The following is a 22896-nucleotide window of genomic DNA, read 5'->3' as shown; positions in this document are numbered from 1 at the left end:
TCGGTCATCTGGTCGGGACGGGAACGGCTGACGGAAGCCGCCGTGATCACGACTCGTGAGGAATGGGGTCGGTTGTACGGATCTTTGCCTGCCGATTGCCTGCGGTTGCATGGAGAGTCCGTAAAGAACCTTTGGAGGCGTTTCCGTCATGCCTTTACATGGTCGGCGGAGTGTTGCGTTGCGCACTCGTTAAGTAGTTGCGCTTGACGCCCGGGGGCCGCTCCGCGTTGGCTTTTCAGTCACCTGGGTCGCAAGTTGCGCCCGCGTCCGGAAGACACCAGAAGTGAGCTCCTCCATGCGTTCCACGCGTCGTACCGCCATCGCCGTGGCAGCGTCCACGATGACTCTGTCGCTCTCCTCCTGCGGCGTGCTGAACGTGTCGGGGGACAGCAGCTCGGCAAGCCCGACGAAGGGCAACGACGTCACCGTGGGGCTGCTGCTGCCGGAGACGGCCAACACCCGGTACGAGGACTTCGACTACCCCATCATCAAGAAGCAGGTCGCCGCGCTCACCAAGCAGCAGGGCAAGGTCGACTACCAGAACGCCGGGCAGAACGCGGCCAAGCAGGCGACCCAGATGCAGAAGATGATCGACGACAAGGTCGACATCATCCTGCTGGACGCCGTGGACTCGCACGCCATCGCCGGTGAGGTGAAGAAGGCGAAGGACGCCGGTATCCCGGTCATCGCCTACGACCGGCTGGCCGAGGGCCCGATCGACGCGTACATCTCCTTCGACAACGAGCTCGTCGGCGAGGTCCAGGGCCGCACCCTGCTGGAGGCGCTGGGCAGCGGGGTCGACACCTCCGACAAGATCGTCATGATGAACGGCTCGCCCACCGACCCGAACGCCAAGCAGTTCAAGGCGGGCGCCCTGTCCGAGCTCAACGGCAAGGTGACGATCGCCAAGTCGTACGACACCACGGACTGGGACCCGAAGAACGCCCAGGCCAACATGAAGGCGGCCATCGAGGCGATCGGCAAGGGCAACATCGCCGGCGTCTACTCCGCCAACGACGGCATGGCCGGCGGCATCGTCAAGGCCCTGGAGGACGCCGGCGTCACCAAGCTGCCGCCGCTCACCGGCCAGGACGCGGAACTCGCGGCCGTGCAGCGGATCGTGTCGGGCGAGCAGTACATGAGCGTGTACAAGTCGTACCCGCAGGAGGCCGCGGCCGCCGCGCAGATGGCGGTGGCCAAGGTGCAGGGCAAGGAGATCGAGTTCGACGCCCTCACCCAGGACACCGTCGACAGCCCCACCGACAAGGGCATCCCCGCGCAGCTGGTCACCGTGACCGCGCTGACGAGGAAGAACATCAAGTCGACGGTCGTCGCGGACGGCATCTACAAGGTCTCCCAGATCTGCACGTCGAAGTTCGCGTCGGAGTGCTCGGCGATCGGCCTGAAGTGACGGTTCCCCGCGCCCCGAAGGGGCGCGGGGAACCGCGCGACCAGCCACAACGGACCCGCGGCTGATGGAACGGACATCCAGCGAAGCGTTTGGTCACCCCACCCGCGTGAACACCACCGACACGTCCGGCGGGCCGCCCGCCACACCCCGGTAGATGCCCTTGTGCGGGGTGACGTCGTCGTAGTCGCGGCCGCGGGCCACCACGACGTGGGACTCGTCGGCACGGGTGCGGTTGGTGGGGTCGTAGCCGCACCAGTCGCCCGCCCAGTACTCGATCCAGGCGTGGCTCTGCCCGGCGACCGGCCGGTGGAGCTCGGCCTCGCGCTCCGGGTGGAGATAGCCGGAGACGTAACGGGCCGGCAGGCCCACGCCCCGCAGCAGCGCGACGGTGAGATGGGTGATGTCCTGGCAGACGCCGGCGCCCTGCTCCCAGGCCTCCGCCGGGGAGGTGTTCACGCTGGTGGCGCCGGGCAGGTACGACACCCGGTCGGCGACCAGGGCGGAGACCGCGACCGCCGTCTCGTGCGGGTCGAGGCCGGCCGCCGCCTTCCGGGCCTTCTTCACCAGCTTCGCCGGGACCGTCGTACGGCCGGTGGGGCTCGCGAACTCCAACAGACGCGAGTTCGCGATGCGTTCGGCCACCTCGGCCCAGGTGGGCGCAGGCGGCAGCGCCCCCGGCGGGGACGTCTCGACCAGGCTGGAGGCGGTGATGGTGAGGTCGCCGTGCGGGTCCATCAGGTCGAAGCCGGTGACCTGGGTGCCCCAGTAGTCCCAGTACGACCAGGTGGAGGTCGTGGGGTTGACGGTGACCCGCGCGTCCAGGGTGGTCTGGCCCGGGAGCGTCAGCGGGGTCATGCGGACCTCGTTGTGCGAGGAGGCCGCGGGCTGGGCGTAGGAGACCCGGGTGGTGTGCTCGATACGGAGGCGGCGTACGCGTTCGGCGGTCATCTCACGCTCCTTCCTGGGCCCACTCGATGGGCCCCTGGTACGGGAAGAACCGCTCGGCCACCGCGTCCGCCGACGCCATGCAGGCCTGCTGCAGGTCGCCGAGGAGCGCGGGCAGCTGGCTCTCCAGAGCGTGCGTGTCCAGATACTCGAGACGGGTGCGCAGCCTGCCGATGGGCCGGCGCGCGGGGTCATGGCGGGGGCGGCCGAGCGCGGTCAGGCACTCCTCCGCGGTCGTGAGCGCATGCAGGGCCGAGCGCGGGAAGTCCCGGTCCAGGAGCAGGAATTCGGCCACCCGGGGGGTGTCGCCGAAACCGCCGTACACCCGGGCGTACGCCTCATCGGCCCCCGAAGCGCTCAGCAGTGTCGGCCAGTCGGGCGCGTGCACGGCGTCCAGCACGCGCACCGACAGCAGCCGTACGGTCATGTCCACCCGTTCCAGGCTGCGCCCCAGCACCACGAACCGCCAGCTGTCGTCCCGGCTCATGGTCGAGTCGGCGAGCCCGAAGAAGAGCGCGGCCCGGCGCCGCACCAGCTCCAGATAGGCGTAGGGGCCGGTGCGGCGGGCCGCCAGCCGCTGGTCGGCCAGCGCGTGCCAGGTGGAGTTGAGGCACTCCCACATCTCGGAGGAGATGGCCTCACGGGCGCTGCGCGCGTTCAGCCGGGCGGCGCCCAGCGCGCCCTCGATGGAGCCCGTCGAGCGGGCGTCGAAGGCCAGCTGTTCCAGCACCTGCTGCATGTCGCAGGGCCCTTCTCCCGCGTCCATGCCGAGGATCGCGTACAGCGACCGGCAGGCCGCGTCCTCGTCGCGCCAGGGGTCCTCCAGCAGCCGGTGCAGATACGCGTCGAGGATGCGGCCCGTGGCGTCGGCGCGCTCGACATAGCGGCCGGTCCAGGTCAGGGCCTCGGCTATCCGGGACAGGATCACGTCGTTCACTGCTGCTGGGCCCCTTCCTGTACGACGGCGTGGGTGCCGTCGGGTCCGAGCCGGCGCGGGGCGACGGAGGGCAGCACGGCGGCCGGTTCGGGCGCCGGCTGCTCGGCGGGGCCCTCCGCGAGCACCCAGGTGTCCTTGGAGCCGCCGCCCTGGCTCGAGTTGACGATCAGGTTGCCCTCCTGGAGGGCGACGCGGGTCAGCCCGCCGGGCAGCACCCAGACATCGTTGCCGTCGTTCACGGCGAACGGCCTGAGGTCGATGTGGCGGGGCGCCATGCGCTCGCCCGCGAGGGTGGGGGAGGTGGACAGGGCGACGGGCCGCTGGGCGATGAAGCCGCGCGGGTCCGCGGAGACGGCTTTGCGAGTGCGTTCCAGGGTGTCCTTGTCGGCCTTGGGGCCGATCACGATGCCCTGCCCTCCTGCGCCGTCGACGGGCTTGATGACCAGCTGGTCGATCTGGTCGAGGACCGCCTCCAACTGACCGGGCTCGTCGGGACGGTAGGACTCGACATTGGGGAGAATCGGTTCTTCGGAGAGGTAGTAGCGGATGAGATCCGGGACATACGTGTAGAGCAGCTTGTCGTCGGCGATCCCGTTGCCCACGGCGTTCGCGAGTGTGACGTTGCCCGCCATGGCGGCCCCCATGATGCCGGGGCAGCCGATCACCGAGTCGGGGCGGAAGTGGAGCGGGTCGAGGAAGTCGTCGTCCAGGCGCCGGTATACGACATGGACGGGCACCTCGCCGCGTGTGGTGCGCATCCACACCCGGTTGTTCCGGCAGACCAGGTCGTGCCCCTCGACCAGCTGTACGCCCATCAGCCGGGCCAGCAGCGCGTGTTCGAAGTAGGCGGCGTTGCTGGGGCCCGGCGTGAGGACCACGACCCGCGGGTCCTGCACCCCGCCGGGGGCGGCGGCCCGCAGCGCGGCGAGCAGCTTCTGCGCATACCCGTCGACGGGCACCACGTGCTGCTCCGCGAACAGGGAGGGGAAGATCCGGGTCATGGCCCGGCGGTTCTCGATGACGTACGAGACCCCGCTGGGGACCCGCACATTGTCCTCCAGCACCCGGAAGTCCCCGGCCTCGTCGCGCACGAGGTCGATGCCGGCCACATGGATACGGACGCCTCCCGGAGGTTCGACGCCCTGTGCCGCCCGGTGAAAGTGCGGGGAGTTGAGCAGCAGCCGCCAGGGCACCACCCCGTCCTCGAAGGCACGGCAGTGCCCGTAGGCGTCGGCGAGATAGGCCTCCAGGGCCCTGACCCGCTGGCTCACCCCGCGTTGTATGAGATCCCATTCGAGGGAGTCGAGGATGCGCGGCACCAGGTCCAGCGGCCAGGGCCGCTCCTCGCCCGCGAAGGCGTAGGTCACGCCGCGGTCCGTGAAGGCTCTGGCCATCTGGTCGGCCCGGAATCTCAGTTCGCTCGGCTCGATGGGCTGTAGTGCCGCCAGTACCGGCTCGTAGGCGGTCCTGACCTCACCCGGCCGCTCAAACATCTCGTCCCACGCGTCGGCCAACGCGTATGCGTCAAATATGTCCGCCATGAGGGGACGTTAGAGGCGGGGTGTAACGGGGTGATCACTGACTCATTTCCGCAAGACTTCGCGAGCTGCGCCCGGATGCGTCGTCAATTTTCCGCGGCGCCGTCGCGGTTGCCCGCGCCGTCCTCCTCCCCCCGCGGAGCGCGGAGAATACCTGTACGAATGGGTGTTTTCAGGCGCTCGGTTCGGGCCGAGCCGTGTTGCGGAGCTGGTCCGGGCCGCGCATAGTTGCGCTGCGACAGACGGTGGAACCGGGGGTGGGATGGGCGATGACCGGGCACGGGACGGATGAGCATCCACACGGTGCCGACCGACTGTGCGACGCCGGGGACCGCGTGTACTCCCGGGCCGTACGGCGGGGCCGGGTGGCGCGCCGGGACGCCGAACCGGTGCCGTGCCTGCTGGAGCTCGCCCTGCTGCACCCGGACCCCGACGACATGGACTGGCTGGTCCCGACCGCCCCGCAGGAGGTCATGACCAGACTGCTGCGCGGGGTGTACGACGAGGTCAGCGCGAGCCAGCGACGGGTGGGCGCGGCGGTGGCCGCCGTCGAGCGGTACGCGGGCCTCGGCCCCGCCACGCAGGCGGGCCCGGGCGTCGGGGAGGGCGCCGCGATCCGCGTCCTCGACGGGCTCTCCCGCATCCAGGCCGCCATGGACCAGGCGACGGAGGCCTGCACCACCGAGGTCCTCACCGTCCAGCCCGGCGGTATCCGCCCCGAGCACGAGCTGACCGAGGGGCTGCACCGGGCGCTGGCGCTGCGCGGGCGGGGCGTCAGGATGCGCGACCTGTACACGCATGTCGCCCGGCACGGGCAGGGACTGCTCAACTACCTCGAACTCATGGGCGGTTCGGTCGAGGCCCGCACCCTCGACGAGGTCATCGACCGGCTGATCCTCTTCGACCGCACGGTGGCGTTCATCCCGGCGAACGCCGACCGCACCCTGGCGCTGGAGCTGCGCCACCCGGCGCTGGTCGAGTACCTGGTCACGGTCTTCGACCGGCTGTGGCGGCTGGCGATCCCACTGACCGCGCCGCTGCCCGACACCGGCATCGAGGGCATCTCGCACCGGGAGCAGTCCATCGCGGCGCTCCTCGCCGAGGGCCACCAGGACGCGGTGATCGCGGAACGGCTCGGCATAAGCGTGCGGACGTGCCGGGCGCACATCGCACGGTTGTCGGAGACGCTGGGCGCGGCCAGCCGCACCCAACTCGGCGTCCGGATCGCCCAGGTGGGCCTCGACGGGCCCCGCCGTCCGGCGGACGTCGCCCCCTCGGTCACCCTTCCCGGCCAGGAAACCCCGAGGGTCGGCTGAGGCGGGGCGTGGCGTTTGCCCCCAAAGGCGGCGCCACAACCACCCGCGGCCACCGGCGCAGCACGGTCACCCTTCCCGGTCGAGAATCCCCGACTGCCCGATGAGATAGCCGAGCTGCGCCCGGCTCTGACTGCCCAGCGTGGCCGCCAGTTTGGCGATGTGGACGCGGGCGGTGCGGATGTTCATGCCGAGGCGGCCGGCGATGACGGCGTCGGTGTGGCCCTCGATCAGGAGGGCGGCGATGGCGCGTTGGCGGGGGGTGACGCCGTTCAGAGAAGGGCGGTGGACGACCTCGGGATACATGGGGGTGGCGAGCTGCCAGAGCCGGTCGAAGGTCGTGACGAAGAAGGCGATGAGGGCGGGATTGCGCACTTCCAGCGCGAGCGAGCGGTCGGCGTTCGCGGGCACGAAGGCGACGGCCCGGTCGACGACGAGCAGCCGATCCGTCACTTCGTCGAGCGTGCGCGCCTCGACGTCGCCGGCCAGCTGTTCGTAGCGGGCCAGGACCGAGGGCGCGTGGCGGAGCGTGTGCTGGTAAAGGGTGCGGATACGGCCGCCGCGGTCGAGCAGCAGCTGGTCGCGGGCGAGCGCCGCAGCGAGGCGGTCGGCAGTCATATGGGTGTGGGTGGTGTGCGGCTGGATGGCGAGGAGCTCGCGGGAGGCTTCGGCCAGGGCCTGGTTGAGAGCCGCGTTGATGCGCTCGATACCGCTGAGAACCGTGAGTGTCGGGGTGGCTGTGGTTTCCCTGGCGCGGGCGTCGATCCGCAGGAGTGGTTCGAAGGTTTCCGTCAGTCGTTCGCCGCGCCGCCGCTCGTCTGCGATCCGGTCCTCGGAGGTGCGCAGCAGCCGGCGCAGGGCGAGAGCGGGAGAGACGGGTTCCAGCCAGTCGAGGTCCTCGACCATGGGGTGCAACAGCCCGAAGTCCAGCAGGCAGGGGGTCGGTGCGGCGTCCTCGGCGCGGACCCTGCCTTCCTTCACCGCCCGCTCGTACAGCTGTGTCCCGGCGGCACACAGGTCCTCCACGCCATGCGCATGCGCCCCGGTCACGGGTGATCCTCTCCCTCCGGTATCGACTGGTCCGAGTTGAGGATCCCCGACTGAGCTATGAGAAAGCCGAGTTGGGCACGGCTGCCACTGCCGAGGGCGGTCGCCAGCTTGGCTATGTGGGCTCGGCAGGTGCGTACGTTCATGCCGAGGCGGCGGGCTATCGCCTCGTCGACGTGACCCTCCACGAGGAGTTTGGCGATGGAGTGCTGGATGTCCGTGATGCCGTCGGGAGCGGTTTCGTAGGGGGCGCCGGCGCTCAGCGGGACGGCACGGCTCCACATGAACTCGAACACCTTGATCAGGTACCGGACGAGACCGGGATGACGGAGTTCGAGGGCGACCTGCCGGTCGTCGCGCGTGGGGATGAACGCGACGGTCTCGTCGCAGATGATGAGGCGCTCCACCAGTTCGTCGATGGTGCGGTACTCCGCCTTCCCGTCGGCGAAGTGGTCCACCCAGGCGAGCCGCTCCGGGCTGTAGCGGGCCGTGTGCTGGTAGAGGGTCCGGATCCGCACCCCTCGTTCGATCAGCGGCTTGTCGCGCTCCAGGGCTTCCATGAGCCTGCGCTCCGGGTGGCGTTGGCTCGGCTGGACGGTGAGCATCTCGTTCCGGCACTGCGAGATCGCCAGGTCGAGCGCCGCGTTGATGCGGTCGAGGCCCTCCAATACGCTGATCGAGTGAGTCGACGCCGTGACCTGGGCACTGAGAGCCATGAACGGCTCGAACGCGTCGGCCACCTGGATCGACAACTGCCGGCGTTCCGTGATTTCGCGTTCTATGGGATTGAGCCGCTGGGCCAGGGCGATCGCCGGAGGAACGGGGCGCAGCCAGTTCGCGTCGTCGGGATCAGGGTGGAGCAGGGCGAACTCCATCAGACAAGGGGCGGGCTCCACGTCCGCGCGGGCGATACGTCCCGTGCGCAGCGCGTTCGCGTAGAGACGGCTCCCTTCCTCACACAGCTCCGTCACGGCGTGGGGATGCGTCGCTTTAGTCCGATTTGCTTCCAAATCTCCACCCCCCAGGGTCCTGAACATGCAGGAACATGATGCACCGATCGTGTGGCCATGACGTGCCCGAATGAGCCATCGTCTTACTCAGGACGGGGGAAGAGGGGACCTTCAAGTGAGGACGAAGCCGACTATGCGTAAGAGAATGCTTCGCTCGGTGCTTGTCGCCGCCTTCTCCGCCGTTGTGGCCTTCGGGACGCTGAGTGGCCTCTCTGGCGCGAAGGGTGACGTGCGGGCGGACAGCGTCTGGTCGCTCACACCCGCCACCGCGGCTGCGGGCGGCGCTCCTGTCCACCCGGACGACAGTGTGTGGAGCTGATCGTGAGCACCCCACCCGACGACCGCTCCTTCCGCCGCGAAATGGCCACGGCCTACCGCTCCGGCTGGCACTTCATCGACCTTGTCACCGCGATCCCCCACTCCGGTGACTCGCTGATGGTGACCGTCTTCGGTGAGCCGGTCGTCGTCACGCGGGACGAGGACGAGGACGTACGGGCGTACCGGTGTCTGCGGCGGCCTCGGGGGGCGCCGCAGCCTGTGCGATGTGCCATTCGGTACGGAATGATCTTTGTGAATCTCGACCAACGAGACCACCGGCTGGTGGAACCGGAAACCCCCGATGTTCGGACCATCTCAGCCACCCCCCGCAGTGCCTGACGCGAATCCCCCGTCGTAACAGTTCGCTCAGGTGCTTCCCCCCGCAGCGGCGTCACCGTGACCTGAACACGGTGACGCCGCTGCAGCTTTGCGGGACATTTCGGGGTATCGGCGTATTCGGCCGCCTTCGAGTACTGGCTGAAAACGGTCTGCGGCGCCACGACCGCCCCAGCCGTCATACGAGGCCCATCGCCCGCGTCAGCCCGATCTCGATCACCACACGTGACGGGTTCGGGCCGGGTGTGCGCCGGTAGCGCTCGGCGTACCGCCGCACCGCCTCCGCGACCCGCTCCGGCTCGGTCCGTACGACCGCCAGCCCCTCCAGCGTCGCCCAGCGCCGGCCGTCCACCTGGCACACCGCGACCCGGGCGCCCCCGTCGCCGGCGGCCAGCACGTTCAGCACCTTGGTGCTCGTCCTGTTCGTGATCACCCGAGCAAGGCCCGCGCCGGGATCGTAGGTGACCCCGACGGGCACCACGTGCGGGCTGCCGTCCGCACGTGGGGTCGTCAGCGTGCAAAGGTGCCGTTCCCGCCAGAAGTCGAGATACGCGGCGTCGGGGGCACCCGGGTCCTGCGAATAGGTCGCCATGGCTCCGGAACTTAGCCCCCGGACCCTCCCGGGCGCCTCCTTGAGTGGAATAGACTCAACTTTGTGTACGCTGACTGAGTCAGTACTGGGAGACGTGGCCGACGGCTGACACCAGGAGGAGAACGCGACAGTGGACGCCGAGCTGACCAACCGGAGCCGGGACGCCCTCAGGGCGGCCGAGCAGCGGGCCCTGACCGACGGGCACGCCGACCTCACCCCGGCGCATCTGCTGCTGGCCCTGCTGCAGGGTCGAGGCCATCAAGAAAACGAGAACATCACCGACCTGCTGGCCGCCGTCGACGCCGACCAGGCGGCCGTACGGGCCGGCGCGGAGAAGATCCTCGCCGGGCTGCCCAGCGTGACCGGCTCGACCGTCGCGCCCCCGCAGGCCAACCGCGAGCTGCTCGCCGTGATCGCGGACGCCGCCGAGCGGGCCCGGGACCTCGGCGACGAGTACCTCTCCACCGAGCACCTGCTCATCGGCATCGCCGCGAAGGGCGGCGCCGCCGGTGACGTACTGTCCGGGCAGGGGGCCGGTGCGAAGAAGCTGCAGGAGGCCTTCCAGCAGGCGAGGGGAGGACGCCGGGTGACCACAGCCGACCCGGAGGGCCAGTACAAGGCCCTGGAGAAGTTCGGCACGGACTTCACGGCCGCGGCGCGCGAGGGCCGGCTCGACCCGGTCATCGGCCGAGACCAGGAGATCCGCCGCGTCGTGCAGGTGCTCTCGCGCCGTACGAAGAACAACCCGGTCCTCATCGGCGAGCCCGGCGTCGGCAAGACCGCCGTCGTCGAGGGACTCGCCCAGCGGATCGTCAAGGGCGACGTACCGGAGTCCCTCAAGGACAAGCGCCTCGTCGCGCTGGACCTCGGCGCGATGGTCGCGGGCGCGAAGTACCGCGGCGAGTTCGAGGAGCGGCTGAAGACCGTCCTCGCGGAGATCAAGGACTCCGACGGCCAGATCATCACCTTCATCGACGAGCTGCACACCGTCGTGGGCGCGGGCGCCGGCGGCGACTCCGCGATGGACGCCGGCAACATGCTGAAGCCGATGCTGGCACGCGGCGAGCTGCGCATGGTCGGCGCCACGACCCTCGACGAGTACCGCGAGCGCATCGAGAAGGACCCGGCCCTGGAGCGCCGCTTCCAGCAGGTCCTGGTCGCCGAGCCCACGGTCGAGGACACCATCGCGATCCTGCGCGGACTCAAGGGCCGCTACGAGGCCCACCACAAGGTCCAGATCGCCGACAGCGCGCTGGTCGCCTCCGCCACCCTCTCCGACCGCTACATCACCTCCCGCTTCCTGCCCGACAAGGCCATCGACCTCGTCGACGAGGCGGCCTCCCGCCTGCGCATGGAGATCGACTCGTCCCCCGTCGAGATCGACGAACTCCAGCGCGCCGTCGACCGGTTGAAGATGGAGGAGCTGGCGCTGGAGAAGGAGACCGACCCGGCCTCCCGGGAGCGCCTGGAGCGGCTGCGCCGCGACCTCGCCGACAAGGAGGAGGAGCTGCGGGGCCTGACCGCCCGCTGGGAGAAGGAGAAGCAGTCCCTCAACCGCGTCGGTGAACTGAAGGAGAAGCTCGACGAGCTGCGCGGCCAGGCCGAACGGGCCCAGCGCGACGGCGACTTCGACACCGCCTCCAAGCTCCTCTACGGCGAGATCCCCACCCTGGAAAGGGACCTGGAGGCCGCCTCCGAAGCCGAGGAGGAGGCGTCCAGGGACACCATGGTCAAGGACGAGGTCGGCTCCGACGACATCGCGGACGTCGTCGCCGCCTGGACCGGCATCCCCGCCGGCCGCCTCCTGGAGGGCGAGACGCAGAAGCTCCTGCGCATGGAGGAGGAGCTGGGCAAGCGCCTGATCGGCCAGCAGGAGGCCGTGCAGGCCGTCTCCGACGCCGTCCGCCGCACCCGCGCAGGCATCGCCGACCCCGACCGCCCGACCGGTTCCTTCCTCTTCCTGGGCCCGACGGGCGTCGGCAAGACCGAACTCGCCAAGGCCCTCGCCGACTTCCTCTTCGACGACGAGCGGGCCATGGTCCGCATCGACATGTCGGAGTACGGCGAGAAGCACAGCGTGGCCCGCCTGGTCGGCGCCCCGCCCGGCTACGTCGGCTACGAGGAGGGCGGCCAGCTGACCGAGGCGGTGCGCAGGCGCCCGTACAGCGTGGTCCTGCTGGACGAGGTCGAGAAGGCCCACCCGGAGGTCTTCGACGTCCTCCTCCAGGTGCTGGACGACGGCCGCCTGACGGACGGCCAGGGCCGTACGGTCGACTTCCGCAACACGATCCTGGTCCTCACCTCCAACCTGGGCAGCCAGTTCCTGGTCGACCCGTTGACCAGCGAGGCGGAGAAGAAGGAGCAGGTCCTGGAGGTGGTCCGGACGTCCTTCAAGCCGGAGTTCCTCAACCGCCTCGACGACCTGGTGGTCTTCTCGGCGCTGACCAAGCCCGAGCTGAAGCGCATCGCCAAGCTCCAGATCGACCGCCTGGCCAAGCGCCTGGCGGAGCGGCGTCTCACCCTGGAGATCACCGACGAGGCGCTGGACTGGCTCGCCACGGAGGGCCTGGACCCGGCCTACGGCGCCCGCCCCCTGCGCCGCCTGGTCCAGACCGCCATCGGCGACCGCCTCGCCAAGGAGATCCTCTCCGGCGAGATCAAGGACGGCGACACGGTCCGGGTGGACGCGTTCGGGGACGGGCTGATCGTGGGTCCCGCAACGGGCAAGACCCTGTGACCGTCACGTGCCGTACGGGCCCGTCACCTCACGGTGGCGGGCCCGCCCCATGTCATACGCCGGTCAGGGCGAGGTACCCGGTGACGAAGAACCGGAGGGCGAACACGATCGTGTCAGCCACGGGCTGACAGGACCGCCCAGGGTTGCCACCCCCCTCCCCGCATGGGGGAGGATGGCGGCATCCGTACGAAGGGAAAAACACGGTGAGCATCGACCCGTCCTCGATTCCGAACTTCGGGGGCCAGCCCGAGCCGCAGCCCCAAGGACCGGCGGGCCCCGTCGTCCCGGATCAGGACCTCGTGAAGCAGCTCCTCGACCAGATGGAGCTCAAGTACGTCGTCGACGACGAGGGTGACCTCGCGGCGCCGTGGGAGCAGTTCCGTACGTACTTCATGTTCCGCGGCGAGGACGAGCAGCAGGTCTTCTCGGTGCGGACGTTCTACGACCGCCCCCACCAGATCGACGAGAAGCCCCAGCTGCTGGAGTCCGTCGACGACTGGAACCGGCGGACCCTGTGGCCCAAGGTCTACAGCCACACCCACGACGACGGCACCGTCCGTCTGATCGGTGAGGCGCAGATGCTGATCGGCACCGGCGTCAGCCTGGAGCACTTCGTCTCCTCCACGGTCAGCTGGGTACGGGCCGCCATCGAGTTCGACAAGTGGCTCGTCGAGCAGCTGGGCCTCGAAGAGGAGATCAACGAGGCAGACGAGAAGCCCGGGGACGACGAGGAGTAGTCCCCCTAAAGGGGCATCTGGGCGATCACGACCAGATACGCCCCGTACACGAACGAGAGCCCGGCCAGGGCGGCGACCACCACGGTCGCGTGCCACGGCCGGGCTCTCGCCGTACGGACGAGGGCCTGGGCGAGGGGCAGCAGGAGCGGGAAGGCGGGGAGCAGGAAACGGGGCTTCGACTCGAAGAAGCCGGAGCCGCCGAGCGCGATCAGCAGCAGCACGCCGCTGTGGACGAGGAGCGGGAGCGGGGCGCGGTCGGCGAGCAGGAGGGCGTACAGCACGACACCCGCCGCCACGATCACCATCGTCATCGGGAAGACGAACCGGTCCCCGTGCAGCAGCAGGTGCTTCACGAACTGGAGCGAGCCGCGCCCGAAGTCGAACCGGGAGCCCCAGTGCCGCTGCACCGCGAAGTAGCCGCCGAGGAGATCGCCCTCGTGGTGCCCGACCCACAGGATGTACGCAGTCCATCCGGCCGGGGCGAGCGCGGCGCCCGTCCACAGCCTGTGGGAAACCCTGCGGCGCTCACGAAGGCACCGCCACACCTCGCAGACCGCCGCCGCGAGCACCGCCGCGGCGACCGCGAACCCGTTGGGCCGGGCCAGCCCCGCGAGCGCCGCCAGCGCACCCGCCCACAGCCAGCGACCGGCCAGCACCGCGTACAGCGACCAGGCGGCGAACGCGGTCAGCAAGGGCTCGGTGTACGCCATGGACAGCACCACGGAGTGCGGCAGCAGCGCCCACAGCAGCACCAGCGCGAACGCCACGGCACGGCCGTGCAGCCGGGCGCCGATGGCGTAGATCCCGCAGGCGGCGACGGCGGCCGCGGTCCAGGACAGCACCAGCCCGGACGCGCCCCCGCCCAGCGGGCTCACGGCGCGCAGGGCCCGCACCAGCGCCGGGTAGAGCGGGAAGAACGCCATGTCGCTGAACATGACCCCCGTGCGGGGATGCTGGATGCGGCCGTACCCGTGGGCGGCGATCCCCAGGTACCACACGGAGTCCCAGGACCGCCCGAGCAGCCCGAGGGCGTCCCGGCCGGTCGTCGCCCGGGCCACCAGGGCCAGCGTGGCGACACCGAGCAGCCGGACGGCGAGGAACAGACCGAGCGCGGTGGCCATGGCCGCCACCCGGGTCGCTTGGACACGCCCCTGGGCGGCAGGCTCCGCGACGGCGGAACGAGTGAGGGTGCTGGCGTGGGTCACACGGGCACAGTGCAGGGTGATCCGGGCGTGCGCGAGCGCTGGGCGTCCGGCCGGGTACGGTCTTGCGGCGCTCGGCGTGGCGGCGTGACAGGCCAGGATCAGCCCGCCAGCGCCTTGAGCCGCTTCGCGGCCTCCACCAGGACAGCCGTCTGCTTGCAGAACGCGAACCGTACGAACGGGGCGCCCGCCTCGCGGTGGTCGTAGAAGACGGCGTTGGGGATGGCGACGACCCCGGCGCGCTCCGGGAGGGCGCGGCAGAAGGAGAGGCCATCGCTTTCGCCGAGGGGCTGGATGTCGGTGGTGATGAAGTAGGTGCCGGCCGGCTGGAAGACCTTGAAGCCCGCGTCCGCGAGGCCCGCCGCCAGCAGGTTCCGCTTGGCCAGCATGTCCTCGCGGAACGCGGTGAAGTAGCTGTCGGGGAGCGCCAGCGCCTCGGCGACGGCGTACTGGAAGGGGCCGGAGGAGACGTACGTCAGGAACTGCTAGGCCGCTGGCTCTCCCGTCAGTCCCGGCGGATCAGCTCCGGATCGATCCGGCGGCCGACCAGTGGCAGTGAGCCCGCTGCCGCTGCCCCCACCGCTCCTGCCGCCGCCAGGAGCAGCAGGGGGATTCCGGCGACGTGCCAGCGGATGCTGCCGCCGCCGGTGATCAGGTAGCTGGACTCGGCAAGCTTCCCGGTGACGACTGCCAGGCCGAGCCCGAGTCCGAGCGGCCCCCGCCAGGAGAGGGCGCAGCCCGCCAGCGGTTTGGGGGACTTCTTCCTTCTTGCGGAAGGTGAAACGGATCCCCGTGAACTCGTTGCCAGCGCAGCAGCTTCGGTGGGGGCAGGTCCTGTAGCGGGAGCGGGACCTTCAGCCGCTACCCGCCTCGCGATAGAAATCAGAACGCAATCAGAGTACAGTCTGAGTATGAGCATCGCACCCTTGGCATCCGAATCTGAGTCTGTCTCGTTCACCGATCTGTCGCGGAACCCGAAGGCTGTCGCGGCCAGGGCCGCCGCCCTGGGATGCCTGCGTGTCACGCACCGAGACGCGCCCGACATGGTGTTGACCACGGCTATATACGCGGAGCGCGCCGAGGAGAACCTGACCACGGCGTCCCGGCTGTTCCTTGCACTGTTGAAGCAGGACGACGGTGCCAAGTCGCTTTTGCTCGCCCTGCCCGAGGTGTTCCCGTGGGTGCGCCACCTGGACGCCGAGGAAGTCCGGGAATTCACTGTCGAGCTTCTGGAGGCGCTGTCCGACGCCGCTGAACTGGGCGCCAGGGAGGCTGTGCACCGAGCGATCGTCTCGTGGCGGGCCACCGCCCGCATCAACGCCGACCCTGAACAGCTCAGGGAAGCGCTCCATCCGCTTGGTGGCGTCGACCTCGGTCCGGTCGAGGTGCACGAGTGAGCCCGAAGAAAGGCGATCGGGTCAGCGTCCCTCCTCTGAGCGGCTGGAATGTCATCCACGGGACGACGGAGGCCGCGACCGGTTGGGAGGAGCTGTGTCGGGTGGCGTTGCCGAACGCCCATCGCTGCCTGGAAGCGCTTCGCACAGACCCGCTGTCGCGGGCCAACTGGAACCGCCAGCACCAGCTCCGCGGCAGGCACGCGACCAGAGAATGGAAGGGCTCTGAGCTGGAGCAGTGGGAGTACGAGATCACCAGTGGCGGCCGGGTCCGCTATCTGGTCAGCCTGGAGACCTCGACTGTGATCCTGGTGTACGCCTCCCCGCGGCACCCGAAGGACACCGAATAGCCTGCGGCGCTTTGCCCGTGCAGAAGGCGGAGCGAACCGGGGCGCGGGCCGCCATGGGGTCTTGCGGTGCTGGTGGCGGACCGGCCGGAGTCTGAGGATGACCGTGCCAAGGACGACCGACCCCCTCGGCAGCGGTCAGTGGGCGAATGCCTTGCGGAGCCGTTCCGCCGCGTCCGCCAGTACCTCGACGCGTTTGCAGAACGCGAACCGGACGTATGGTGCGCCCGCCTCGCGGTGGTCGTAGAAGACGGCGTTGGGGATGGCGACGACTCCGGCGCGCTCCGGGAGGGCGCGGCAGAAGGAGAGGCCATCGCTTTCGCCGAGGGGCTGGATGTCGGTGGTGATGAAGTAGGTGCCGGCCGGCTGGAAGACCTTGAAGCCCGCGTCCGCGAGGCCCGCCGCCAGCAGGTTCCGCTTGGCCAGCATGTCCTCGCGGAACGCGGTGAAGTAGCTGTCGGGGAGCGCCAGCGCCTCGGCGACGGCGTACTGGAAGGGGCCGGAGGAGACGTACGTCAGGAACTGCTTCGCGGAGCGGACCGCCGAGACCAGCCCCGGGGCCGCCGTCACCCAGCCCACCTTCCAGCCGGTGAAGGAGAACGTCTTGCCCGCCGAGCCGATGGTGACCGTCCGGTCGCGCATGCCCGGGAAGGTCGCGAGCGGCAGGTGCTCGGCCTCCTCGAAGACCAGGTGCTCGTAGACCTCGTCCGTGACGACGAGCAGATCGCGCTCGGCGGCCAGCTCGGCGATCGCGGTGAGCTCCTCACGGGTGAGCACCGTGCCGGTGGGGTTGTGCGGGGTGTTGACGAGCAGCAGGCGGGTGCGGTCGGTGACGGCGGCGCGCAGCTCGTCGAGATCCAGGCGGAAGGAATCTTCATGCGGACGCAGAGTGACCGGCACCCTGGTCCCGCCCGCCATGGCGATGCAGGCCGCGTACGAGTCGTAGTACGGCTCGAGGGCGATCACCTCGTCGCCGGGCTCCAGCAGGGCGAGGAGGGTGGCGGCGATGGCCTCGGTGGCGCCGGCGGTGACCAGGACCTCGGTGTCGGGGTCGTACGCCAGCCCGTACCGCCGCTCCTGGTGTGCGGAGATCGCGGTGCGCAGCTCGGGAACGCCGGGGCCCGGCGGGTACTGGTTGCCGCGCCCGTCGCGCAGGGCCCTTACGGCGGCCTCACGAACCTCCTCGGGGCCGTCCGTGTCGGGGAAGCCCTGGCCCAGGTTGATGGAGCCGGTCTGCACCGCCAGGGCGGACATCTCGGCGAAGATCGTCGTCCCGAACTCGGCGAGTCGGCGGTTGAGGAGGGGGCGGGTGCTGGAGGTCATGCCGGTCATCCTGCGCCCAGGCTGCGGAGTTCCTCAACTCACCGCTTCCACGACTGGTACCGGGCGATCGCCTTCCGCAGTTCGATCCGCTCGGCCTCCGGCAGCTCGGCACCCTGCGTGAACGCCATGACGTGCTCGGCGACCACCCGCAGCTTGGTGTTGGTGCGCTGCGACACGTCACGCAGGACCCGCCAGGCCTCCTCGGGCGCCATCCGTCCGAAGACGACGACGGCACCGATGGCCTGGTCGACGATCGCGTGCGAGCTGACCGCCTGCTCCAGCTGGGCACACTCCGCTTCGAGACGCTCGTACTCCACGGCCAGATCGGTGGCGGACAGGAACTTCAGGGGCCGCGATCGGGAGACCGCAAAGAAGGCCATGAGTGGCTCTCCACTGGGCGAGAAAGGGCGGGGACTGGGCTCTGTGGTCCTGCTGCCCCGGGAAGCGGCTTGTACGCGCACCCTCTGAAGTTCCTCAACTCTGCTTTGGCCGCCGAGACCGCCGGGCATCCCCCGTTCACGCAAGAAGCGAGGCACCCACGGGGGGCTGCTTCGGGGGATTTCGAAAGGACGGTGGCGCCATGATCACCGGCTTCATCGTGGTGGCGGTCGTGATCGCGTTCGTGGCGGTCGTCGCGAAGGCAGCGGGCAAGGGTGGGGGGAAGTCGTTCGGTGGGGGGAGCCGGAGCGGCTCGTACAGCGGGGACAGCGGCAGCTGGTGGGCCGGCGGGGGAGACGGCGGCTCTTCGGGGCACCACTCCGGTGGTCATCACTCCGGGGGGCACCACTCCTGCGGGGGCGGTCACTCCTCCTGTGGCGGTCACTCCTCCTGCGGGGGAGGGTCGTCCTGCGGTGGCGGCGGTGGATGCGGCGGAGGCAGCTGACAGGGGGCGGCCGAGCCCCATGGGGGGGACCGCATACTCTCCCGGCACACCCGTCGAGCACCCGCCGGAGCGCACGCCCCGGCGGGTGCTCCTGTGCTCCGGCGTACGCCACGGCCGCCGTGGCGTACGCCGTGGTTGAACAGTTGAGCAGTGGAGCCCTCTGAGGGATGGAAACCCCACGAAGTTGGGTAAAAACGCTGTGACGGCGCCACCGTTCATGATTCCCTCTAAAACGCCGGTGCGGTCCTCGGACGTCCTGCTGAGACCTTCCTGACCTCCCTGATCTCCCGACTGGGCCGACCGGGCCGTCCGGGCCGATCCCCCGGAGTCGCCCGGTGTGCCGGACCCCCCACGCCTTCCTCCTTACCTTTCTTTGTGTGCCAGCGGAGAGCCGACCCATGCTCACGACCCTGAACACCTCATACACCGACACACGCGCGGCGGACCTCGCCTGGGCTCTTGGGCGTGAGCCGCTTCCCGCCCTGGCCACGCTCGACCTCGAACTGGCCGGGGCCAAGCTCCAGTTGAGACTCCTCGGCGCGTCCCACCAGGTGCTCCTGGAGGAACAGCGGGGCACTTGTTCGGAGACGGTGGCGTGCATGCAGGGCAGCAGCACACCGCTGCCGCTGGGCGTCGCCAAACGGATGGGCGACTGGGAGTACGAGTTCGCGGCCCGGGTGGAGGTCCTGCCACCGGGGTCGTTCGCGGGGCGCGCGCAGGAGTTGCTCGCGCTGGTCTCCGACCATCCGCACGGCCTTGCGGGCGTCTTCCCCGGCAGCCCGCACGCCTTCACCGCGCTGCTGGCCCAGTGGCACCAGGGCCAGGTCCACTGGCGGACCTGGCACGCGTACCCGCAGGACGGGCAGCTGGTGGCGACACGGACCCGGGTGGGAGCCCGCGTTCCGGCGCCGCAGGTCGGTCCGCCGGACGCCTGACCCGAACACGCGGCCTCAAACACGCGGGAACGAACTGTCCGCCAGTTCCACACGTGTGGGTGACGAGGCGTGAAGTTGCAGTGACGTAACGTCGCAGTCGTGATCGAACCGCACGCGCCGGCACCACCCGGCCCCCCGCCCCCCTGGGCGGGCCCGGCGCGGCTGCCCGTCCAGCCGAGCACCGGACGGTTCCTGGTGCTCGCATGCGTCTTCGTCTGCGCGGCCTGCGGACTCGTGTACGAGCTCGAACTCGTCGCTCTGGCCTCGTACTTGATCGGCGACTCGGTCACCCAGGCCTCGGTCGTCCTGTCGGTCATGGTGTTCGCGATGGGCATCGGCTCGCTCGCCGCGAAGCGGCTGCGCTGGCGTGCCGCGGCCGCCTTCGGCGCGATCGAGGCGACGCTCGCGCTCGTCGGCGGCTGCAGCGCGATGGCCCTGTACGCGGTGTTCGCGTGGACCGGCGACTGGGGCGGCCTGTGGGCGAGCGGGCCGCGCTGGCTGCTGGTCGCCTTCTCCCTCACCATCGGTCTGCTGATCGGCGCCGAGGTCCCTCTCCTCATGGAGCTGATCCAGCGCATCCGGCGGCAGGACGCGGGCGGCGCGGTGGCCGACCTGTTCGCCGCGGACTACGTCGGCGCACTGGTCGGCGGTCTCGCCTTCCCGTTCCTGCTGCTGCCCCTGCTGGGCCAGTTGACCGGTGCGCTGATCACCGGTGCGGTCAACGCGGTCGCGGGCGGCACCCTCGTCCTCGGCCTGTTCCGCCGCGACCTCACCCGCCGTACCCGCTGGCTGCTGCTGATCGCCAACCTCACGGTGCTCGGCCTCCTCGCGGCCGCCGCCGTCCTGGTCGACGACTTCGAACAGGCGGCCAGGCACGCGGTGTACGGCCACGACGTGCGCGTGGCCCTGCAGACCGGCACCCAGGAGATCGTCCTCACCGGCGGCACCGACGGCCGCCCCCTCGCCCTCTTCCTCGACGGCCGCCTGAGGGTCGGCGGCGACGAACTCCGGTACCACGAAGCCCTGGTGCACCCTGCGATGAACGGCCCGCACGCGCGCGTGCTGATCCTCGGCGGCGGCGACGGCCTGGCCGCCCGCGAAGTACTGCGCCACACGGGCGTGCGGCGGGTGGACGTCGTCGAGCTCGACGCGGGAGTCGTCCGGCTGGCCCGCCGCGACCCCGCCCTGTCGAAGCTGAACCGCCACGTCTACGACGACCCACGTGTGCGCGTGACGACCGCCGACGCCTTCCGCTGGCTGCGCACGGCGCCCACCTCGACGTACGACGTGGTGATCTCCGACCTCCCCGACCCGGGCATCACGGCCAGCACCAAGCTGTACTCCCAGGAGTTCTACGGCCTCGCCCGGCGCGCCCTCGCACCCGGTGGCCGCCTGGTGGTGCACGCCGGGCCGTTCGCCACCCGCCCGCGGGTGTTCTGGACGGTCGTCGCGACCCTGCGCGCAGCCGGTCTGCACACCGCCCCCTACCGGGTGGGCGGCCGCGACTCCGGCTTCGCCGCGGGCCCCGACCGCACGGCCGACGGCTCCCGCGCGGCGCGCGACTGGGGGTTCGTCCTGGCCTGCGCGGACGCCCGCCCCCGCCTCCGCCTGGACCCGCACGAGCCGCACCCGCGCACCCTCACCCAGCGGGCCCTGACCGCGGACGGCAGGGCCGCGGCGGCCACCCGCATCACGGGCCTGCCCGCGTCGACGCTGGTCCACCCCCGGTACTGAAGGCGGCCACGGACGGCGGCCCGTCCCGTCCCCCGAGCTCGGGACGAACCGCCGTACGCGTCCCCCCTCAGCACCGAGAATGTACGGGTGTCCCGCGCCGCCCCGAATCCCGCAGCGGATGGATCCGCGCCCCAACCGCTGAGGTAACCGGGCGGTTCCTGCAACTTCCGTGGTACTGCCGCAGGTTGACGCCCGGGCCCGCGCACCGGCGTTACGCTGCGGCGATGCGGATCCACCCACTCGCCGCCGACGGTCTCATCGCCACGGCGCTGACGACCGTGGCCGTCCTGCTCGGCAGGGAGGCCGTCGCGCAGGGGTGGTCCGCACTCGACCCGCTCGCCTGGATCCTGGTGCTCCTGGCCACTCTGCCGCTCGCCCTGCGCACCAAGGCCCCGGTGACCGTCTTCGCCTTCGTCCACGCGGTCGGCGTGCTCTACATCAGCCTCGGCTACTGGCCGGTGGTCATCACCTTCGGGCCCATGCTCGCCGTCTACACCGTGGCGTCCGTGCGCCCGGCCCGCACCACGGCGGTCTGCGCCGCGGTGATGAGCGGCGTCTGGGTCTACGCCGGGCTGGTCACCGACGGGAGTTCGATGGCGTCGGTGCTCGCCCAGGCGGTCGCCTACCCGCTGGTGTTCTGGTGGTTCGGCCACATCGCCCGCAGAACGGCCGAGCTGACCCGCCAACTCCGCGCCGAACAGGCCGAACGGGCCCGCCGCGAGGTCGCCGAGGAACGCGTGCGCATCGCCCGCGAACTGCACGACGTGGTCGCCCACCACATGGCGGTCATCAACGTCCAGGCGGGACTGGCCCGTTTCGTCTTCACCACCGACGCGCCCACCGCACGCGAGGCGCTCGACACCATCGCGGGCGCCAGCGGCGAGGCGCTGGAGGAACTGCGGCGCATGCTGGGCCTGTTGCGGGCCGAGGGCGTCTCCGGAGCGGACGGCGCCCCCGCCCCCGGCCTCGGTCAACTGGCCGAAATGGTGGACCGGGTACGCGCGGGCGGCGTCCCCGTGGACCTCCGCGTCACGGGCGAACCGCGCCCGCTGCCCCCGGGCGTCCAGCTCTGCCTCTACCGCGTCGTCCAGGAAGCCCTGACCAACGTGCTCAAACACGCCCCCGGCGCGAACGCTGCCGTGGAACTCGCCTACCGCGCGGGCGAGATGACGGTGTCCGTCACCGACGACGGGAAGGGGGTGGATCCGGACAGAAAGCGCGGACGCGGCGGACATGGCTTGATCGGAATGCGGGAGCGGGCCAAGCTCTACGGCGGGACGATTGTCGTCGGCCCGCGCAGCGAGGGTGGATTTGGCGTGCATCTCACCCTGCCGACGTCGGTACGGGCCGCACGCCGGGGAGACGCCGACGCGGAATGACCGGCAGCCACGACGCCACGGCCGCCACCGCCGACCGTGTGATCAGAGTGCTCGTCGTGGACGACCAGTTCCTCGTCCGCAGCGGACTGGTCGCGCTGCTGCGCGCCGCCCCCGGCATGGAGGTCGTGGGCGAGGCCGCCGACGGCGCCGAGGCGGTCGCCCTGGCCGCGAAGAGCCGCCCCGACGTCGTCCTCATGGACATCCGCATGCCCGGCACCACCGGCATCGAGGCCACCCGCCGCATCCTCGCCGAGGCCGCCGACCCGCCCCCGCGCATCCTCGTCCTGACCACCTTCGACCTCGACGAGTACGTCTACGGCGCCCTGCGCGCCGGCGCCTCCGGCTTCCTCCTCAAGGACGCGGGACCCGAACGCCTCCTCGCCGCGGTGACCGCCGTGCACGGCGGCGACTCCCTGTTCGCCCCGGCCGTCACCCGCCGCCTGGTGGAGGCGTTCACACGCGTGGCCGACCCCTCCGGAGCGCCGCCCGGCCTGGACGCCCTGACCAGCCGTGAGGTCGAGGTCCTCAAGCTGGTCGCCCGCGGCCTGACCAACGCGGAGGCGGCCGACCGCCTCTTCATCAGCGAGGCCACGGTCAAGACCCATCTGAACCGGACGATGACGAAGCTGGGGCTGGCGAGCCGGGCGCAGGTGGTGGTGGTCGCGTACGAGACAGGGCTGGTGACACCAGGGGGTACGGCCTAGCGACGGCGACACCGACGCGCGGTCACTTTCGGCCGACACGGGTGCATGACCCGGCCAGCTGGGTAGGCTCGGCC

20 protein-coding genes and 1 pseudogene are annotated in these 22896 nt (G+C 70.5%); 11 read left to right on the top strand and 10 right to left on the bottom strand.

Going from position 1 to position 22896, the window contains the following annotated elements; all coding sequences use genetic code 11:
• Positions 1 to 295: 295 nt before the first annotated feature.
• Positions 296 to 1411 carry a sugar ABC transporter substrate-binding protein gene (locus tag ACFY1E_RS06710; RefSeq protein WP_389072271.1) on the top strand — a complete coding sequence of 372 codons (1116 nt, stop codon included), beginning with the start codon at positions 296 to 298 and terminating at the stop codon, positions 1409 to 1411.
• 93 nt (positions 1412 to 1504) lie between these two features.
• On the opposite strand, the gene ACFY1E_RS06705 is transcribed toward ACFY1E_RS06710, so the two are convergent.
• The 3 genes from ACFY1E_RS06705 to ACFY1E_RS06695 are packed head-to-tail and all read right to left on the bottom strand — an operon-like array spanning position 1505 to position 4834.
• Positions 1505 to 2359 (bottom strand): transglutaminase domain-containing protein, encoded by an 855-nt coding sequence (locus ACFY1E_RS06705; protein ID WP_389072268.1) that lies wholly within the window; start codon positions 2357 to 2359, stop codon positions 1505 to 1507.
• Between the two features lies 1 nt (position 2360).
• A complete protein-coding gene (locus ACFY1E_RS06700; RefSeq protein ID WP_389072266.1) occupies positions 2361 to 3293 on the bottom strand; it encodes an alpha-E domain-containing protein in 933 nt (310 codons plus the stop codon).
• Positions 3290 to 4834: a circularly permuted type 2 ATP-grasp protein gene (locus ACFY1E_RS06695; RefSeq protein ID WP_389072265.1), complete on the bottom strand. Its 1545-nt coding sequence runs from the start codon at positions 4832 to 4834 to the stop codon at positions 3290 to 3292. The genes ACFY1E_RS06700 and ACFY1E_RS06695 overlap by 4 nt, the downstream gene beginning before the upstream one ends.
• 266 nt (positions 4835 to 5100) lie before the next feature.
• On the opposite strand from ACFY1E_RS06695, the gene ACFY1E_RS06690 reads away from it, so the two are divergent.
• Positions 5101 to 6147 (top strand): LuxR C-terminal-related transcriptional regulator, encoded by a 1047-nt coding sequence (locus tag ACFY1E_RS06690; RefSeq protein ID WP_389072263.1) that lies wholly within the window; start codon positions 5101 to 5103, stop codon positions 6145 to 6147.
• A 66-nt stretch (positions 6148 to 6213) separates the two neighbouring features.
• On the opposite strand, the gene ACFY1E_RS06685 is transcribed toward ACFY1E_RS06690, so the two are convergent.
• Both ACFY1E_RS06685 and ACFY1E_RS06680 read right to left on the bottom strand, forming a co-directional pair.
• Positions 6214 to 7194: a helix-turn-helix transcriptional regulator gene (locus ACFY1E_RS06685; RefSeq protein ID WP_389072260.1), complete on the bottom strand. Its 981-nt coding sequence runs from the start codon at positions 7192 to 7194 to the stop codon at positions 6214 to 6216.
• The gene (locus ACFY1E_RS06680; RefSeq protein WP_389072258.1) at positions 7191 to 8228 is read right to left on the bottom strand and encodes a helix-turn-helix transcriptional regulator; all 1038 of its coding nucleotides are present in this window, start codon (positions 8226 to 8228) and stop codon (positions 7191 to 7193) included. Before ACFY1E_RS06680 ends, ACFY1E_RS06685 begins: the two co-directional genes overlap by 4 nt.
• Positions 8229 to 8561: 333 nt before the next feature.
• Here ACFY1E_RS06680 and ACFY1E_RS06675 point away from each other — a divergent pair, with 333 nt between their 5' ends.
• Positions 8562 to 8858 (top strand): (2Fe-2S)-binding protein, encoded by a 297-nt coding sequence (locus ACFY1E_RS06675; protein WP_351472880.1) that lies wholly within the window; start codon positions 8562 to 8564, stop codon positions 8856 to 8858.
• A gap of 175 nt (positions 8859 to 9033) precedes the next feature.
• Here ACFY1E_RS06675 and ACFY1E_RS06670 read toward each other — a convergent pair whose 3' ends face one another.
• Positions 9034 to 9447: a pyridoxamine 5'-phosphate oxidase family protein gene (locus ACFY1E_RS06670; RefSeq protein WP_389072256.1), complete on the bottom strand. Its 414-nt coding sequence runs from the start codon at positions 9445 to 9447 to the stop codon at positions 9034 to 9036.
• Positions 9448 to 9577: 130 nt separating this feature from the next.
• Between ACFY1E_RS06670 and clpB the strand changes: the two genes are divergently transcribed.
• A complete protein-coding gene (gene clpB / locus ACFY1E_RS06665; protein ID WP_389072254.1) occupies positions 9578 to 12184 on the top strand; it encodes an ATP-dependent chaperone ClpB in 2607 nt (868 codons plus the stop codon).
• A 203-nt stretch (positions 12185 to 12387) separates the two neighbouring features.
• Positions 12388 to 12921 (top strand): YbjN domain-containing protein, encoded by a 534-nt coding sequence (locus tag ACFY1E_RS06660; protein ID WP_389072251.1) that lies wholly within the window; start codon positions 12388 to 12390, stop codon positions 12919 to 12921.
• Positions 12922 to 12926: 5 nt separating this feature from the next.
• On the opposite strand, the gene ACFY1E_RS06655 is transcribed toward ACFY1E_RS06660, so the two are convergent.
• A complete protein-coding gene (locus ACFY1E_RS06655) occupies positions 12927 to 14126 on the bottom strand; it encodes a mannosyltransferase family protein (RefSeq protein ID WP_389072249.1) in 1200 nt (399 codons plus the stop codon).
• A 98-nt stretch (positions 14127 to 14224) separates the two neighbouring features.
• A pseudogene (locus ACFY1E_RS06650) lies at positions 14225 to 14608 on the bottom strand (aminotransferase class I/II-fold pyridoxal phosphate-dependent enzyme); the annotation flags it as partial.
• A 426-nt stretch (positions 14609 to 15034) separates the two neighbouring features.
• On the opposite strand from ACFY1E_RS06650, the gene ACFY1E_RS06645 reads away from it, so the two are divergent.
• On the top strand, positions 15035 to 15520 hold the full coding sequence (locus ACFY1E_RS06645; protein WP_389072246.1) for a prevent-host-death family protein: 486 nt from the start codon (positions 15035 to 15037) through the stop codon (positions 15518 to 15520).
• Positions 15521 to 15621: 101 nt separating this feature from the next.
• Positions 15622 to 15867: a hypothetical protein gene (locus ACFY1E_RS06640; RefSeq protein WP_389072244.1), complete on the top strand. Its 246-nt coding sequence runs from the start codon at positions 15622 to 15624 to the stop codon at positions 15865 to 15867.
• 135 nt (positions 15868 to 16002) lie between these two features.
• Here ACFY1E_RS06640 and ACFY1E_RS06635 read toward each other — a convergent pair whose 3' ends face one another.
• The gene (locus ACFY1E_RS06635) at positions 16003 to 17196 is read right to left on the bottom strand and encodes a pyridoxal phosphate-dependent aminotransferase (RefSeq protein WP_389072242.1); all 1194 of its coding nucleotides are present in this window, start codon (positions 17194 to 17196) and stop codon (positions 16003 to 16005) included.
• A 29-nt stretch (positions 17197 to 17225) separates the two neighbouring features.
• A complete protein-coding gene (locus ACFY1E_RS06630) occupies positions 17226 to 17567 on the bottom strand; it encodes an ANTAR domain-containing protein (RefSeq protein WP_389072239.1) in 342 nt (113 codons plus the stop codon).
• Positions 17568 to 18468: 901 nt separating this feature from the next.
• Here ACFY1E_RS06630 and ACFY1E_RS06625 point away from each other — a divergent pair.
• The 4 genes from ACFY1E_RS06625 to ACFY1E_RS06610 all read left to right on the top strand — a co-directional run bounded on the left by ACFY1E_RS06625 (position 18469) and on the right by ACFY1E_RS06610 (position 22822).
• Positions 18469 to 19005: a DUF2617 family protein gene (locus ACFY1E_RS06625; RefSeq protein ID WP_389072237.1), complete on the top strand. Its 537-nt coding sequence runs from the start codon at positions 18469 to 18471 to the stop codon at positions 19003 to 19005.
• Between the two features lie 99 nt (positions 19006 to 19104).
• On the top strand, positions 19105 to 20739 hold the full coding sequence (locus ACFY1E_RS06620) for a polyamine aminopropyltransferase (protein WP_389072234.1): 1635 nt from the start codon (positions 19105 to 19107) through the stop codon (positions 20737 to 20739).
• Between the two features lie 224 nt (positions 20740 to 20963).
• The gene (locus tag ACFY1E_RS06615) at positions 20964 to 22118 is read left to right on the top strand and encodes a sensor histidine kinase (protein WP_389072232.1); all 1155 of its coding nucleotides are present in this window, start codon (positions 20964 to 20966) and stop codon (positions 22116 to 22118) included.
• Positions 22115 to 22822, top strand: coding sequence for a response regulator (locus ACFY1E_RS06610; RefSeq protein WP_389072229.1), 708 nt, complete (start codon positions 22115 to 22117; stop codon positions 22820 to 22822). The genes ACFY1E_RS06615 and ACFY1E_RS06610 overlap by 4 nt, the downstream gene beginning before the upstream one ends.
• Positions 22823 to 22896 lie beyond the last annotated feature (74 nt).

The sequence above is a fragment of the Streptomyces sp. NPDC001604 genome, from assembly GCF_042893475.1.
Taxonomy (GTDB): Bacteria; Actinomycetota; Actinomycetes; order Streptomycetales; family Streptomycetaceae; genus Streptomyces.
The sequence above is the reverse complement of the archived record's forward strand: the minus strand, read 5'-3'. Positions and strand labels throughout refer to the sequence as shown.

Bases quoted from the DNA above. Each gene is read 5' to 3' on its own strand.
- ACFY1E_RS06710 (WP_389072271.1), top strand. From the start codon at position 296: ATGCGTTCCACGCGTCGTACCGCCATCGCCGTGGCAGCGTCCACGATG.
- ACFY1E_RS06705 (WP_389072268.1), bottom strand. From the start codon at position 2,359: ATGACCGCCGAACGCGTACGCCGCCTCCGTATCGAGCACACCACCCGG.
- ACFY1E_RS06695 (WP_389072265.1), bottom strand. From the start codon at position 4,834: ATGGCGGACATATTTGACGCATACGCGTTGGCCGACGCGTGGGACGAG.
- ACFY1E_RS06690 (WP_389072263.1), top strand. From the start codon at position 5,101: ATGACCGGGCACGGGACGGATGAGCATCCACACGGTGCCGACCGACTG.
- ACFY1E_RS06680 (WP_389072258.1), bottom strand. From the start codon at position 8,228: ATGTTCAGGACCCTGGGGGGTGGAGATTTGGAAGCAAATCGGACTAAA.
- ACFY1E_RS06675 (WP_351472880.1), top strand. From the start codon at position 8,562: ATGGCCACGGCCTACCGCTCCGGCTGGCACTTCATCGACCTTGTCACC.
- ACFY1E_RS06670 (WP_389072256.1), bottom strand. From the start codon at position 9,447: ATGGCGACCTATTCGCAGGACCCGGGTGCCCCCGACGCCGCGTATCTC.
- ACFY1E_RS06645 (WP_389072246.1), top strand. From the start codon at position 15,035: ATGAGCATCGCACCCTTGGCATCCGAATCTGAGTCTGTCTCGTTCACC.
- ACFY1E_RS06635 (WP_389072242.1), bottom strand. From the start codon at position 17,196: ATGACCGGCATGACCTCCAGCACCCGCCCCCTCCTCAACCGCCGACTC.
- ACFY1E_RS06630 (WP_389072239.1), bottom strand. From the start codon at position 17,567: ATGGCCTTCTTTGCGGTCTCCCGATCGCGGCCCCTGAAGTTCCTGTCC.
- ACFY1E_RS06625 (WP_389072237.1), top strand. From the start codon at position 18,469: ATGCTCACGACCCTGAACACCTCATACACCGACACACGCGCGGCGGAC.
- ACFY1E_RS06615 (WP_389072232.1), top strand. From the start codon at position 20,964: ATGCGGATCCACCCACTCGCCGCCGACGGTCTCATCGCCACGGCGCTG.
- ACFY1E_RS06610 (WP_389072229.1), top strand. From the start codon at position 22,115: ATGACCGGCAGCCACGACGCCACGGCCGCCACCGCCGACCGTGTGATC.